Source organism: Bacillus stercoris, assembly GCF_029772985.1.
Classification (GTDB): domain Bacteria; phylum Bacillota; class Bacilli; order Bacillales; family Bacillaceae; genus Bacillus; species Bacillus stercoris.
The window spans coordinates 1,247,117-1,260,040 of record NZ_CP121861.1; the positions used below are offsets into that span (position 1 = coordinate 1,247,117).

At 45.3% G+C, this 12,924-nt stretch carries 16 protein-coding genes; 11 read left to right on the forward strand and 5 right to left on the reverse strand.

Annotation, left to right across the window (positions count from 1 at the left end):
- Position 1: 1 nt before the first annotated feature.
- The 7 genes from menB to mntD all read left to right on the forward strand — a co-directional run bounded on the left by menB (position 2) and on the right by mntD (position 7,642).
- Positions 2-817, forward strand: a complete 816-nt coding sequence (gene menB / locus QA442_RS06495) for a 1,4-dihydroxy-2-naphthoyl-CoA synthase (RefSeq protein ID WP_003229054.1) — start codon at positions 2-4, stop codon at positions 815-817.
- 90 nt (positions 818-907) lie between these two features.
- Positions 908-2,368: an o-succinylbenzoate--CoA ligase gene (locus tag QA442_RS06500; RefSeq protein ID WP_095432488.1), complete on the forward strand. Its 1,461-nt coding sequence runs from the start codon at positions 908-910 to the stop codon at positions 2,366-2,368.
- Positions 2,365-3,480, forward strand: coding sequence for an o-succinylbenzoate synthase (gene menC, locus QA442_RS06505; RefSeq protein WP_014665102.1), 1,116 nt, complete (start codon positions 2,365-2,367; stop codon positions 3,478-3,480). The genes QA442_RS06500 and menC overlap by 4 nt, the downstream gene beginning before the upstream one ends.
- Before the next feature lie 280 nt (positions 3,481-3,760).
- The gene (gene mntA, locus QA442_RS06510; protein ID WP_095432487.1) at positions 3,761-4,681 is read left to right on the forward strand and encodes a manganese ABC transporter substrate-binding protein/adhesin MntA; all 921 of its coding nucleotides are present in this window, start codon (positions 3,761-3,763) and stop codon (positions 4,679-4,681) included.
- 18 nt (positions 4,682-4,699) lie between these two features.
- A complete protein-coding gene (gene mntB, locus QA442_RS06515; RefSeq protein ID WP_095432486.1) occupies positions 4,700-5,452 on the forward strand; it encodes a manganese ABC transporter ATP-binding protein MntB in 753 nt (250 codons plus the stop codon).
- A gap of 5 nt (positions 5,453-5,457) precedes the next feature.
- A complete protein-coding gene (gene mntC / locus QA442_RS06520) occupies positions 5,458-6,765 on the forward strand; it encodes a manganese ABC transporter permease MntC (protein ID WP_095432485.1) in 1,308 nt (435 codons plus the stop codon).
- A complete protein-coding gene (gene mntD / locus QA442_RS06525) occupies positions 6,755-7,642 on the forward strand; it encodes a manganese ABC transporter permease MntD (protein ID WP_095432484.1) in 888 nt (295 codons plus the stop codon). The genes mntC and mntD overlap by 11 nt, the downstream gene beginning before the upstream one ends.
- 18 nt (positions 7,643-7,660) lie before the next feature.
- Here the strand turns inward: mntD and QA442_RS06530 are convergent, their stop codons facing one another.
- From QA442_RS06530 to QA442_RS06540, 3 genes are read right to left on the reverse strand one after another with little or no spacing between them, the layout of a single operon-like run.
- Complete coding sequence (locus tag QA442_RS06530) at positions 7,661-7,819, reverse strand: DUF1540 domain-containing protein (RefSeq protein WP_014665097.1); 159 nt, start codon at positions 7,817-7,819, stop codon at positions 7,661-7,663.
- Positions 7,820-7,872: 53 nt separating this feature from the next.
- Positions 7,873-8,913 carry a cytochrome d ubiquinol oxidase subunit II gene (locus QA442_RS06535; protein WP_014665096.1) on the reverse strand — a complete coding sequence of 347 codons (1,041 nt, stop codon included), beginning with the start codon at positions 8,911-8,913 and terminating at the stop codon, positions 7,873-7,875.
- Between the two features lie 42 nt (positions 8,914-8,955).
- Positions 8,956-10,287: a cytochrome ubiquinol oxidase subunit I gene (locus tag QA442_RS06540; RefSeq protein WP_014665095.1), complete on the reverse strand. Its 1,332-nt coding sequence runs from the start codon at positions 10,285-10,287 to the stop codon at positions 8,956-8,958.
- A gap of 205 nt (positions 10,288-10,492) precedes the next feature.
- On the opposite strand from QA442_RS06540, the gene QA442_RS06545 reads away from it, so the two are divergent.
- Entirely contained in the window at positions 10,493-10,741 is a 249-nt protein-coding gene (locus QA442_RS06545) for a type B 50S ribosomal protein L31 (protein WP_003219346.1), read from the forward strand.
- A 93-nt stretch (positions 10,742-10,834) separates the two neighbouring features.
- Positions 10,835-11,398 (forward strand): beta-class carbonic anhydrase, encoded by a 564-nt coding sequence (locus QA442_RS06550; protein ID WP_014665093.1) that lies wholly within the window; start codon positions 10,835-10,837, stop codon positions 11,396-11,398.
- Here the strand turns inward: QA442_RS06550 and yidD are convergent.
- On the reverse strand, positions 11,395-11,622 hold the full coding sequence (gene yidD, locus QA442_RS06555) for a membrane protein insertion efficiency factor YidD (protein WP_014665092.1): 228 nt from the start codon (positions 11,620-11,622) through the stop codon (positions 11,395-11,397). The genes QA442_RS06550 and yidD overlap by 4 nt on opposite strands.
- Positions 11,623-11,749: 127 nt before the next feature.
- Here yidD and QA442_RS06560 point away from each other — a divergent pair, with 127 nt between their 5' ends.
- Both QA442_RS06560 and QA442_RS06565 read left to right on the forward strand, forming a co-directional pair.
- Positions 11,750-12,223: an S-ribosylhomocysteine lyase gene (locus tag QA442_RS06560; RefSeq protein ID WP_014114882.1), complete on the forward strand. Its 474-nt coding sequence runs from the start codon at positions 11,750-11,752 to the stop codon at positions 12,221-12,223.
- A 119-nt stretch (positions 12,224-12,342) separates the two neighbouring features.
- A complete protein-coding gene (locus QA442_RS06565; protein ID WP_095432483.1) occupies positions 12,343-12,780 on the forward strand; it encodes a FixH family protein in 438 nt (145 codons plus the stop codon).
- Here the strand turns inward: QA442_RS06565 and ytzI are convergent.
- A complete protein-coding gene (ytzI, locus tag QA442_RS06570; RefSeq protein ID WP_003229081.1) occupies positions 12,774-12,914 on the reverse strand; it encodes a YtzI protein in 141 nt (46 codons plus the stop codon). The two genes, QA442_RS06565 and ytzI, sit on opposite strands and share 7 nt — an antisense overlap.
- Between the last annotated feature and the right edge of the window lie 10 nt (positions 12,915-12,924).

Consider the following 12,924-nt stretch of genomic DNA (forward strand, 5'->3'; position numbering starts at 1 on the left):
TATGGCTGAATGGAAAACAAAACGGACATACGATGAGATATTGTATGAAACGTATAATGGCATTGCAAAAATAACAATCAACCGACCTGAGGTACATAATGCGTTTACCCCTAAAACGGTTGCTGAAATGATTGATGCGTTTGCTGACGCAAGAGACGACCAAAACGTTGGGGTTATCGTGCTTGCCGGCGCAGGGGACAAAGCATTTTGTTCTGGCGGAGACCAAAAAGTGCGCGGTCACGGTGGATATGTAGGAGACGACCAGATCCCGCGTCTAAACGTATTGGATCTTCAGCGTTTAATCCGTGTCATTCCGAAACCTGTTGTTGCGATGGTGTCTGGATATGCGATCGGCGGAGGCCATGTGCTTCACATCGTATGTGACTTGACAATTGCTGCAGACAACGCAATTTTCGGACAAACAGGCCCTAAAGTGGGAAGCTTCGATGCAGGTTACGGTTCTGGCTACCTGGCTCGAATTGTAGGGCACAAAAAAGCACGTGAAATCTGGTACCTATGCCGTCAGTACAACGCACAAGAAGCACTGGACATGGGTCTTGTCAACACAGTCGTTCCTTTGGAACAGCTTGAAGAAGAAACGATTAAATGGTGTGAAGAAATGCTTGAAAAAAGCCCGACCGCACTGCGCTTTCTTAAAGCTGCGTTTAACGCGGACACAGACGGACTTGCTGGAATTCAGCAGTTTGCAGGGGATGCTACCCTTCTTTACTACACAACAGATGAAGCAAAAGAAGGCCGTGATTCCTTCAAGGAAAAACGCAAACCTGATTTCGGACAGTTCCCCCGTTTCCCGTGATCAGCAATACTTAGTCAACCAACAGCTTGAGACTTTGCGGTCCAAGCTGTTTTCTTTTCAATACAGACATTTTACCTCGGAGATGATGACATGCTGACAGAACAGCCCAACTGGCTCATGCAGCGGGCGCAGCTGACACCTGAGAGAATCGCTCTCATCTATAAAGACCAAACCGTTACATTTGCAGAATTGTTTGCCGCGTCTAAACGAATGGCGGAACAGCTTGCCGCTCATTCGGTTCGGAAAGGGGATACTGCGGCTATTTTGCTCCAAAACCGTGCAGAAATGGTATACGCTGTTCACGCTTGTTTTTTGCTAGGTGTTAAAGCGGTGCTTTTGAATACAAAGCTGTCAACACATGAAAGGCTGTTTCAGCTGGAGGATTCCGGCTCCGGCTTTTTACTGACAGACTCAAGCTTTGACAGAAAAGAGTATGAACATATCGTTCAAACGATTGATGTGGATGAATTGATGAAAGAAGCCGCGGGGGAAATAGAGATCCAGGCTTATATGCAAATGGATGCAACGGCGACGCTGATGTATACATCGGGTACGACAGGAAAGCCAAAGGGAGTTCAGCAAACGTTCGGCAACCATTATTTCAGTGCGGTGTCGTCCGCGCTTAATTTGGGTATAACAGAACAAGACCGCTGGCTTATCGCATTGCCGCTCTTTCACATCAGCGGCTTGTCCGCATTATTTAAATCTGTGATCTATGGAATGACTGTCGTGCTTCACCAGCGTTTTTCCGTAAGCGATGTGCTGGATTCTATCAACAGGCATGAAGTGACAATGGTATCTGCGGTTCAGACTATGCTGGCCAGTCTTTTACAAGAAACAAGCCGCTGCCCTGAATCCATCAGATGCATTCTTCTCGGCGGCGGTCCTGCACCGCTGCCATTGCTTGAGGAATGCCGTGAGAAAGGATTCCCTGTCTTTCAGTCATATGGAATGACAGAAACTTGCTCACAAATTGTTACCCTGTCGCCGGAATTCAGCATGGAGAAGCTCGGATCTGCGGGGAAACCGCTGTTTTCATGTGAAATCAAAATCGAGCGGGACGGACAGGCATGTGAACCGTTCGAACACGGTGAAATTATGGTCAAAGGCCCGAATGTCATGAAAAGCTATTTTAACCGAGAGAGCGCAAACGAAGCCTCCTTTCAAAATGGCTGGCTGAAAACAGGTGATCTTGGGTATTTGGACAATGAAGGCTTTTTATATGTATTAGACAGACGTTCAGATCTGATCATTTCTGGCGGAGAAAACATTTATCCGGCCGAAGTGGAGTCAGTGCTGCTTTCACACCCCGCTGTGGCCGAAGCCGGAGTTTCAGGGGCTGAGGACAGAAAATGGGGGAAAGTGCCTCACGCCTATCTTGTCCTTCACAAGCCTGTGAGCGCAGAAGAATTGAGGGCATACTGCAAAGAACGCTTGGCAAAGTATAAAATTCCGGCAAAATTCTTTGTGCTTGACCGCCTGCCGCGCAATGCGTCTAATAAGCTCTTGCGAAATCGGCTGAAAGATGCGCGTAAAGGAGAACTGCTATGATCGAAATAGAAAAAATTACGCTTTACCATTTGAGCATGAATTTAAAGAAACCGTTTAAAAACAGTATCGAAACGCTTCAAGAGCGTAAATTTCTGATCGTGGAAGCCATTGATACATCAGGTGTTACAGGCTGGGGAGAAGTTTCTGCTTTCTCTTCTCCTTGGTACACCGAGGAAACCATTGGAACATGTTTGCATATGCTAAAAGATTTTTTTATTCCAAATGTCGTCGGCCGTGAATTTAATCACCCTTCAGAAGTGCCGGACAGCCTGGCGCGGTATAAAGGAAACCGGATGGCAAAAGCGGGACTTGAATCGGCTGTCTGGGATATCTATGCGAAAAAGAAGGGCATATCTCTTGCTGAGGCATTGGGCGGAACAAGAGATAAAGTCCCTGCCGGAGTGGTTGTCGGCCTGGCACCCCTTGACGATATGCTGAAGGAAATTGAAAGCTATCAAAAAGAAGGTTATCAAAGAATAAAAATTAAAATTCAGCCTGGGCAGGATGTGGAATTGGTCAAGGCCATCCGCAGCCGGTTCCCAAACATCCCGCTCATGGCTGATGCCAATTCCTCCTATGAGCTGAAGGATATCAGCCGCTTAAAGGAGCTTGATGAATTCCAGTTAATGATGATTGAGCAGCCTCTTCAAGCTGACGACATCGTTGACCACCGCCACTTGCAGAAACATTTGAAAACGGCCATTTGCCTTGATGAAAGCATTTGTTCAGTTGATGATGCGAGACGGGCGATTGAGCTGGGAAGCTGCAAAATTATTAATATAAAGCCTTCGCGTGTCGGCGGCTTAACAGAAGCTTTAAAAATTCATGATTTATGCCAAGAGCATCACATGCAGGTGTGGTGCGGAGGAATGCTGGAAACCGGCATATCGAGAGCGCAGAACGTTGCGCTTGCTTCACTGCCTCAATTCACAATACCCGGCGATATTTCATCATCCTCACGCTATTGGGATGAAGATATTGTGACCCCTGATATTCGTATTGATAATGGATTTATTTCTGTGTCAAAACAGCCTGGTTTAGGGGTTGAGGTGAACCAGGATATTATGCGAAAATATGTGACCAAAATGGATGTTTTCACACAGCATGGGTAAGAAAAAAGCATTTTGCTATTTTGAATGAATGACACTATGCTGTTACAGTAAAAGTGTTCATTGAATACATCCCTTCTCGTTTGGACCGGCTGCTGACCCAGCCGGTTTTTTTATGTAAATGGAGCTTGACAAAAATGGCCAAACGCGATAATTTTGCACTAGAGAAACTTTTTGTCCTAAGTAAATAAAATATGCTTTTGTCTAATTAAATGTCACATGTCTAAGAACTGATATCATAAGATAAAAAAATCGGACATTGATGGCAAAGAGGAGGAGAAACATGAAACGAGGGCTGATGGCGGCAGTGCTTTTTGCGGCCTTTGCTTTAACAGGATGCGGAACAGATTCAGCCGGAAAGAGCGCTGATCAACAATTACAAGTGACAGCGACAACATCTCAAATTGCCGATGCAGCAGAAAACATCGGAGGAAAGCATGTAAAAGTCACCTCGTTAATGGGGCCGGGGGTTGATCCGCACCTTTACAAAGCTTCGCAAGGTGACACGAAAAAATTAATGTCAGCCGATGTTGTTCTGTACAGCGGGTTGCATTTGGAAGGGAAAATGGAGGACGTCCTCCAAAAAATCGGTGAACAAAAACAAGCAGCGGCAGTTGCTGAGGCCATTCCGAAAAACAAGCTTATTTCAGCGGGGGAAGGCAAGACGTTTGATCCCCACGTGTGGTTCAGCATTCCGCTATGGATCTATGCAGTGGATGAAATTGAAGCGCAATTCAGCAAAGCAATGCCTCAGCACGCAGATGACTTTCAGAAAAATGCCAAAGCATACAAAGAAGATTTGCAAAATTTAGATAAATGGTCGCGTCAGGAGATCGCACATATTCCTGAGAAAAGCCGAGTGCTTGTGACTGCTCATGATGCGTTTGCGTACTTTGGGAATGAATATGGATTTAAGGTAAAAGGCCTGCAGGGACTAAGCACAGATTCGGATTACGGATTAAGGGATGTTCAGGAGCTGGTTGATCTTCTGACAGAAAAACAAATCAAAGCTGTGTTCGTAGAAAGCAGCGTATCTGAAAAATCAATCAATGCAGTGGTGGAAGGCGCTAAAGAAAAAGGCCATACCGTCACAATCGGCGGCCAGCTTTATTCGGATGCCATGGGTGAAAAGGGCACCAAAGAAGGCACATACGAAGGAATGTTCCGCCACAATATCAACACGATTACTAAAGCGCTTAAATAAAGAAAAGAGGTGAAGGATATGTTCCCTGTTGAGCTTGATAATGTGACAGTTGCTTATCATAAAAGGCCTGTGCTGCAGGACATTTCGCTGCAGGTGCCGGAAGGAAAACTGATTGGCATTATCGGCCCAAACGGCGCGGGAAAATCAACTTTGATCAAAACCATTCTCGGTCTTGTGCCTCGGGCTTCAGGAGACATTTCTATTTACGGCAAAGACTATAAGGATCAGCGGACCAGAATCGGATATGTTCCGCAGCGCGGCTCGGTTGACTGGGATTTCCCTACAAGCGCGCTCGATGTCGTCCTAATGGGAAGATACGGAAGAATCGGTTTATTAAAGAGGCCAAAGAAAGCAGATGTGGAAATGGCGAAGGCCGCTTTAGCAAAAGTCGGGATGCTTGATTATGCGAATAGGCAGATCAGCCAGCTGTCAGGCGGCCAGCAGCAGCGGGTGTTTCTTGCCCGGGCACTCTGCCAGAACGCTGACATTTATTTTATGGATGAACCGTTTGCAGGTGTCGATGCAGCGACGGAGCGCGCGATTATGACGCTTCTGGCAGAACTCAAAGAAAAAGGAAAAACCGTGCTTGTCGTCCATCATGACTTGCAGACCGCCGAGGATTATTTTGATTGGATTTTACTGCTTCATTTAAGAAAAATCGCTTTCGGACCGGCGGAAAACGTTTTTACAATCGATAACCTGCAAAAAACATATGGAGGAAGGCTTACGTTTTTAAAAGATAAAGTCATAGCAGAAGGGCATAAGGAGTGAGCGCAATGTTTGAAAGTTTGTGGCTGCAGCTCCAGCATCCGAACACACAGTGGGTGCTGGCGGGTACGCTTTTGCTCGGGGCGGCAAGCGGTGTTTTGGGTAGCTTTGTGCTGCTGAGAAAGCAAAGTTTAATCGGCGATGCGATGGCCCATTCAGCTCTGCCGGGCGTGTGTTTCGCTTTTCTGCTCACCGGGCAAAAATCACTGCCTTTCTTTTTGCTGGGTGCGGCGCTTGCCGGACTGCTCGGAACGTTTTGTATTCAGGTGATTTCGCGGCTTTCAAAAACAAAGGAGGACTCGGCGATCGGGATAGTTCTTTCTGTGTTTTTTGGCGTTGGGATTATTCTTTTGACATATATTCAGCAGCAGGGGGCGGGAAGCCAAAGCGGGCTTGATTCTTTTTTGTTCGGCCAGGCTGCTTCATTGGTCAGACAGGATATCATCCTTATTGCAGGAATATCTGCTGTTCTGCTGCTCCTATGTATTGTTTTCTTTAAGGAATTTACATTGATTACTTTTGATCTCGTGTTTGCAAAGGGATTGGGAATCCCGGTGCGTTTTTTGAACGGACTTTTGGCTAGTCTGATTGTCGGTGCTGTTGTTATTGGGCTTCAGACGGTTGGTGTGATATTAATGGCGGCTATGCTGATTACACCTGCCATAGCTGCAAGATATTGGACCGAACGATTGACAGGGATGATCATCATTGCCGGGATCACTGGCGGGGTCAGCGGAGTGGCCGGAACCCTGCTGAGCACGACCATGAAGGGAATGGCGACAGGGCCATTAATAATCATATCTGCAACGCTGATCTTTCTTTTTTCAATGATTTGCGCGCCTAAGCGGGGGTTGGCGGCTAAAGCCATAAGGCTGATGAGGCTTCGGCGCAGAACAAGCAGGGAGCAGGTGCTGCTGACGATTTATGAACATTATGAAAAGAATAATCTTTGTGTAACTGTTGAAAGTGTAAGAAAGAAAAGACGCCTATCCCCTTCATTATGCCTTAAGGCATTAAATGACTTGGAACAAGAGAGGTTCATTGAGCGTATCGAAAATGGGATTTGGCAAATCACAAGCAAAGGGATAGAAAAAGGCTATCACACAGCTTTGAAGCAGCGGATGTATGAAGTGTATCTCATGCATGAAATGGAGCTTGCCAATCTAGAATTCGACCAGGACTGCTTTGACCCGGATCGTTTGCCAGGGGAAACGAGAGAACGGCTTTTTTCATTATTAAAGCTGTATGGCCGGATGCCTGAGCTGCGAAAAGCGTCTCATGAAGCCGAGAAGGGACAGATCGCAAATGAGTTTTGAAGCATGGATTATAGCTACCGGTGTATTAGTCGGTGTAAGCTGCGCATTGATCGGCACATTTCTTGTGCTGAGAAGCATGGCAATGCTGGCCGACGCAATCAGCCATACCGTGTTGCTTGGCATTGTCGGCGCTTTTCTAGTGACCGGGAGTCTCGACGGGATTTCTATGTTTATCGGTGCAGCTGTAGCCGGATTGTTAACGGCATTTTTGGTTCAGCTTCTTCATAGCAAGGGGGTTCAATCAGATGCTGCCATAGGCGTTGTGTTTACATCCTTATTTGCAATCGGCGTCATTTTGCTTTCTGTTTATGGAGCGAATGTCCATCTCGATATTGAGCACTCGTTAATGGGAGAAATCGCTTTTGTGCCGTGGAATACGATGACGGCATTCGGAGTTGATATCGGGCCGAAAGCGTTTTGGATGCTGGCATCTGTTCTGGTTTTAAACGTAGTGTTGATCAGTGTATGCTATAAGGAGTTTAAAATCGCTTCGTTTGATCCTCAAATGGCTTTAGCCTTAGGAATACCGGTTTTGCTCATTCATTACGTGCAAATGGGCATGCTGTCTTTGACGACTGTTGCTTCCTTTGATTCAGTGGGTGCTGTATTGGTTGTGGCCATGTTGATTGTTCCGCCTGCTACGGCACATTTGCTGACAGACCGGCTTCTTTATATGCTGATTCTCAGCGCGTTGATTGGCGGACTGTCGGCGATCATGGGCTATTTCTTCGCAACGTGGCTTAATGTTTCGATTTCAGGAGCGATGGCGGCCATGACAGGTATATGGTATGCAAGCGCCTTTTTGTTTTCACCTGCAAACGGGGTCATGACTAAAAAGCTGAGAACACTCAACATGCAAAAAGAAAGAGCTGGCTGATGCAGCTCTTTCTTTTAATTACAATTCATGCGGCTTAAACGTTTTGCAGTCTGTTTCCCGGCTGTTTTCAGCCGTTTCACCAGTATGGCTGACAACATAAATGGCATCAGCGGTGCATTTGTTTCCTTTGCCCCAATAAGAACAGTTGTTGACTTCGCATAGAATTTTCTGCTCCATGCCATCCCCTCCTTAAAAAGGTTCTGGGTTAGTATAGCCGGCAGGCTTCACCTCTATTCCTCCTGGCGGATATAGCGTTTATCTCGCATAAACATTTTCCAGAAGAAATAAAAGCCCGGAAATAGAATGATAAATGCGACGATATACGTCGCAAACAGTGCCCTGAACGTTGCTGGCTCTGTGAAGCCTGACATGACTGTCACATCGGGATAAATCATATACGGAAGATGCGCCCGCCCGTACGCGTAGCTTGCGAGAAAATACTGTATTCCAATCGCGACAAGTGCAAGCCGCGGTTTTCCGATGTTTTTTCCAAAACTTTTGTTTGGCAGAAACAGAGCGATTCCAGCAATGACAAATGTAATAAACGATGCAATAATCCAAGTGAAATCATTCAGCATTCCGCTGTACAGCCAGTTTGCTTCATTCCGCATTGTCACCATAATGCATACAGCAAACAATAGTGAAATCGGGCCGGTGATCAGGGCGCTTTTTCTGTAGGCCCGGTACGCATCCTGTTCCTCTGCTACATTTGAAAAATCAGCAAGCAATAGCGAGGATAAAAATAAGGTGCTTAAAATCGCAAACCCGATAAATGAATAGGCGTTGGGGCTTGAAAAGATTTTAGACATATTCAAGTTATAGATCCCGTCCGTTTTTTCGATAAATCCTCCGTGAGTCACAGGAAGCACCAAAATTAAAACAGCAGGAATGATAAAGCCGGAGATGCCGGAAATATATCTTAGCGTTTTCCGCTCTTTTGCTGTGTTTGAAAAAACGAGAAATCCGCTTCGGATCGCTAAAAGCAGCAAAATTATGCTGCCGGGAATTAATAACACGGTGCCGAGCACAAATGTCGCACCGGGAAAAAAACTGAAAAGCGCCACGACGATGGCCACAATAAAGACGTTTGTGACCTCCCAAGTCGGAGACAAAAAGCGATTTGCAATATCGGTGGCCTTCATGTGTTCCTTGTTTAAATAGATCATAGACCAAAATCCAGCTCCAAAATCCATTGTCGCCATGACGGCGTAAATAAACACAAAGCCCCAGATAATTGAGATGGCGATCAGAGCGTCAGTTGAAATGTCCATTTGTCGATCTTCCTTCCATTTGGTTTCCTGTTTGCGGAGCCATTACGACTCCGCTGTATTTAAATCTTCGTCAACCGGGTGCTTGCGGAAATAGTACAAGAGCACGTAGACGACAGCTGCGCCTAACACGGCATAAACAAATGTGAAAAACAAGAAGAGCACTCCGATCGAACCAGTCGTTGTCACGACATCCGATGTTTTCAGCAGATGATAGATGACCCAAGGCTGCCTCCCCGTACAGGCGAAAATCCAGCCGAATTCAATGCCGATAAGACTAAAAGGGCCTGCTGTCATGAAAATGACCAAAAGCCACGTCGGGAATCGGTCTTTCTTGAGCACCTTTCTCCAGACCACACCGATAATGGAATAAAGAATCAACAGCATGCCTACTCCGACCATCGCATTAAACAGCGTGTGAATAAAAAGCGGCGGCCATTCATCTCTAGGAAATGCATTCAATCCCTTTACAACAGTGTCAAAACGGTTCGCTGCCAAAAAGCTTAAAGCCCATGGAATCTCGATAGCCCATTTTACTTTTTCTTCTTTCGGGTCGGTAAAACCGCCGATCGCGAGCGGAGCGTGGGATCTTGTTTCGAACAGGCCTTCCGCACCGGCTAATTTTTCGGGCTGGTATTCGTACAGCATTTGTGCTGATTCGTGTCCGTTCAAAGCGGTCAGCAATGAAAAAATACCGCCGATCGTGAGTGCGAGCAAAAGGGCTTTCCGGTGAAAGCGATAGACCTTTTCCTTTTTTCTCGTCCGGATCATTTTATATGCGGCCACAGAAGCTACGATAAACGCTCCCGTCATAAATGCGGATAAAACGACATGGCCCGCAGTGATAAAAAAGCTTGGGTTGAAGAACGCGGCCCACGGATCAACATCTGTGATTTTTCCGTTTAAAATTTTAAAACCTGCCGGAGTTCCTTCAAAGGCATGGACATTCGTGATCAGAACAGCGGATGCTGCGGCCCCGACTAACACAAAGAAAACAGCAACAATCCTCATTGCAGGTGATAAGCGGTCTGCTGCGTATACATAAATCGACATGAAAAGGGCTTCAACAAAAAAAGCATAGATTTCAATTTGAAACGGCAGGGACATGACCCGGCCGATGACTTCCATAAATCCCGGCCATAAAAGCGCGAGCTGAGTGCCCGCGATCGTTCCGGTCGGTATGGCGACTCCCAGTAAAACAGCTTGTGCTTTCGTCCACCTTTTCGCCATGATCGCATAATGGTCATCTTTCGTTTTTTGATAAATCAATTCCGCCACTAAAATCATGAGCGGCAGACCGACTCCAAGCGTTGCGAAAATGATATGAAAGCCCATTGTCGTGCCAAAAAGGCTTCTGGCCAAAACTAAATCATCCACAATCGTAAACCACCTTTCTCAAAAGACGTTCTGTATGTATTTTGGGTTTATTATTTGCTTCCTCGGTTAGATTATTCTTCCTATTCTTAAATGCCATGAGGTTTACGATGAGAGAACAGAGGGAAGGATGTAAGAAGATTGACAAAACGTTTGTGACGTTATAAAATAAAACGTAATTATTACGATTTGATGAAAGGAGACACTCATGAAAGAAGGAATTCATCCAAAGAACCACAAAGTGATATTTCAGGATGTCAACAGCGGCTACCGTTTTCTAAGCACCTCTACTAAAACATCTAATGAAACAGCAGAGTGGGAAGACGGCAACACATATCCCGTCATTAAAGTAGAAGTAAGCTCTGACACGCATCCGTTTTATACTGGCCGCCAGAAATTCAATGAAAAAGGCGGACGAGTTGAGCAGTTCAAAAAACGCTATAACATGGGGAAATAAGGCAGACCTGAGGGTTTGTCTTTTTTTATTATGACGAATAAACAAGTGTTGTGATATATTGAAGAGTAAAAAGAATAGAAAGGGACAACGAACATGAGTCTTCTAAATGATATTCTCGAATTTAACAAGACATTTACTGAACAAAGAGAGTATGAAAAGTATAAAACGTCAAAATTTCCCGATAAAAAAATGGCGATTCTTTCTTGCATGGACACTCGTCTGGTTGAACTGCTGCCGCATTCAATGAATATGCGAAACGGCGATGTGAAAATCATTAAAAGTGCCGGTGCGCTTGTGACACACCCATTCGGAAGCATCATGAGAAGTTTACTCGTCGCAGTGTACGAGCTGAACGCCGATGAGGTATGTGTGATCGGACATCACGATTGCGGCATGAGCAAAATCAGCAGCGAAAGCATGCTTGATAGAATCAAAGAAAGAGGAATTCCGGAAGAACGCATCGAAACATTAAAGTACTCCGGTGTTGATTTTGATCAATGGTTTAAAAGCTTTGATTCAGTAGAAGCAAGTGTGAAAGACAGCGTAGAAGTCATTAAACATCATCCGCTGTTCCCGGAAAACGTTCCAGTCCATGGCTTGGTTATTGATCCTGACACAGGAAAACTGGATCTTGTCGTAAACGGCTATAACGCTTAATGTTTGTGTTTCTTTTCAGGAACGGGATCGACCCCTCCCGGATGGAACGGGTGGCATTTCAAAATCCGTTTGATTGTCAGCCAGCCGCCTTTTAAAGCCCCATGTGTTTTAATCGCTTCGATTCCATATTGAGAGCAAGTCGGATAAAAGCGGCATGTTGGCGGCGTCAGCGGCGAGATGAATTTTTGATATCCTCTGATCAGAGCGATAAATAGGGTTTTCATATGTATTCAGCAACCTTTCTGATGCAAGTATAAGAAAAAAAACGCAGATTGAAAAGCTATTCGATTATTCTCATCGGAAAGGTATGTTATAATGAATGTACATTTTTAGAAAAGGGAGAGTGCCATTATGCCTTCAGTAGAAAGTTTTGAGCTTGATCATAATGCGGTTGTTGCTCCATATGTAAGACATTGCGGCGTGCATAAAGTAGGAACAGACGGCGTTGTAAATAAATTTGATATTCGTTTTTGCCAGCCAAATAAACAGGCAATGAAGCCTGACACCATTCACACACTTGAGCATTTGCTCGCTTTTACGATTCGTTCTCATGCAGAGAAATATGATCATTTTGATATCATTGATATCTCTCCAATGGGCTGCCAGACTGGCTATTATCTTGTTGTGAGCGGAGAGCCGACACCGGCGGAAATCGTTGATTTGCTTGAAGACACAATGAAGGAAGCGGTAGAGATTACCGAAATACCGGCTGCGAATGAAAAGCAGTGCGGCCAAGCGAAGCTACATGATCTGGAAGGCGCTAAACGTTTAATGCGTTTCTGGCTTTCACAGGATAAAGAAGAACTGCTAAAAGTATTTGGCTAAAATAGAAAAGACCTTTTTGCTCAAGCGCAAAAAGGTCTTTTTTGTGACGTCTCATATTTTGTGTACCATTTGCTGTAAGCGTTTGCTACTATTTAGGTAAACGATGAAAGGGTGATGGCATGAAAAAGATGTTGGTTGTTCTGCTTTTTTCTGCTTTTTTGCTTAACGGATGCGGATCTGGCGAAAGCAAAGCAAATACAGATGAGGCGCCCAAGGTTTTGGATGTCAAGCTGACCGGTCCTGAAAAAGTAAAACCCGGAGACAGCGCTGCTTATGAAGCAGCCGTATCATACGGTGATGAAGCTGTGACGGATGCTGATGAAGTAGAGTTTGAAGTATGGAAAGAAGGGGAAAAAGACGCCAGCCAAATGTTTAAGGCGAAACAAGAAAAAGGCGTATACCGGCTGGAAACAACGTTTAAGGAAGATGGTGTATACACTGTCCAATCCCATGTCACAGCAAAAAAACAGCATAGCATGCCGACCTTAAAAGTCCAAGTCGGAGACGCCGATGCTGCGAGCAATCAGTCAGAAGAGAAGCAATCACATCATCATTGATTGTGTGAATCAGAGTGATTTTCTTGCGGTGGATCAATGGTATGCTTTACATTATAGGCTTTTACAGTCGTCCAAATGGTTACAAGCAACACAGCCAGCACAATCAAAATACTTATCGTAATGAGAAGCGTCATGACATTCCAC

Coding starts and splice junctions, on each gene's coding strand:
- menB (WP_003229054.1), top strand. CDS start 2: ATGGCTGAATGGAAAACAAAACGGACATACGATGAGATATTGTATGAA.
- QA442_RS06500 (WP_095432488.1), top strand. CDS start 908: ATGCTGACAGAACAGCCCAACTGGCTCATGCAGCGGGCGCAGCTGACA.
- menC (WP_014665102.1), top strand. CDS start 2,365: ATGATCGAAATAGAAAAAATTACGCTTTACCATTTGAGCATGAATTTA.
- mntA (WP_095432487.1), top strand. CDS start 3,761: ATGAAACGAGGGCTGATGGCGGCAGTGCTTTTTGCGGCCTTTGCTTTA.
- mntB (WP_095432486.1), top strand. CDS start 4,700: ATGTTCCCTGTTGAGCTTGATAATGTGACAGTTGCTTATCATAAAAGG.
- mntC (WP_095432485.1), top strand. CDS start 5,458: ATGTTTGAAAGTTTGTGGCTGCAGCTCCAGCATCCGAACACACAGTGG.
- mntD (WP_095432484.1), top strand. CDS start 6,755: ATGAGTTTTGAAGCATGGATTATAGCTACCGGTGTATTAGTCGGTGTA.
- QA442_RS06530 (WP_014665097.1), bottom strand. CDS start 7,819: ATGGAGCAGAAAATTCTATGCGAAGTCAACAACTGTTCTTATTGGGGC.
- QA442_RS06535 (WP_014665096.1), bottom strand. CDS start 8,913: ATGGACATTTCAACTGACGCTCTGATCGCCATCTCAATTATCTGGGGC.
- QA442_RS06545 (WP_003219346.1), top strand. CDS start 10,493: ATGAAAGAAGGAATTCATCCAAAGAACCACAAAGTGATATTTCAGGAT.
- QA442_RS06550 (WP_014665093.1), top strand. CDS start 10,835: ATGAGTCTTCTAAATGATATTCTCGAATTTAACAAGACATTTACTGAA.
- yidD (WP_014665092.1), bottom strand. CDS start 11,622: ATGAAAACCCTATTTATCGCTCTGATCAGAGGATATCAAAAATTCATC.
- QA442_RS06560 (WP_014114882.1), top strand. CDS start 11,750: ATGCCTTCAGTAGAAAGTTTTGAGCTTGATCATAATGCGGTTGTTGCT.
- QA442_RS06565 (WP_095432483.1), top strand. CDS start 12,343: ATGAAAAAGATGTTGGTTGTTCTGCTTTTTTCTGCTTTTTTGCTTAAC.
- ytzI (WP_003229081.1), bottom strand. CDS start 12,914: ATGACGCTTCTCATTACGATAAGTATTTTGATTGTGCTGGCTGTGTTG.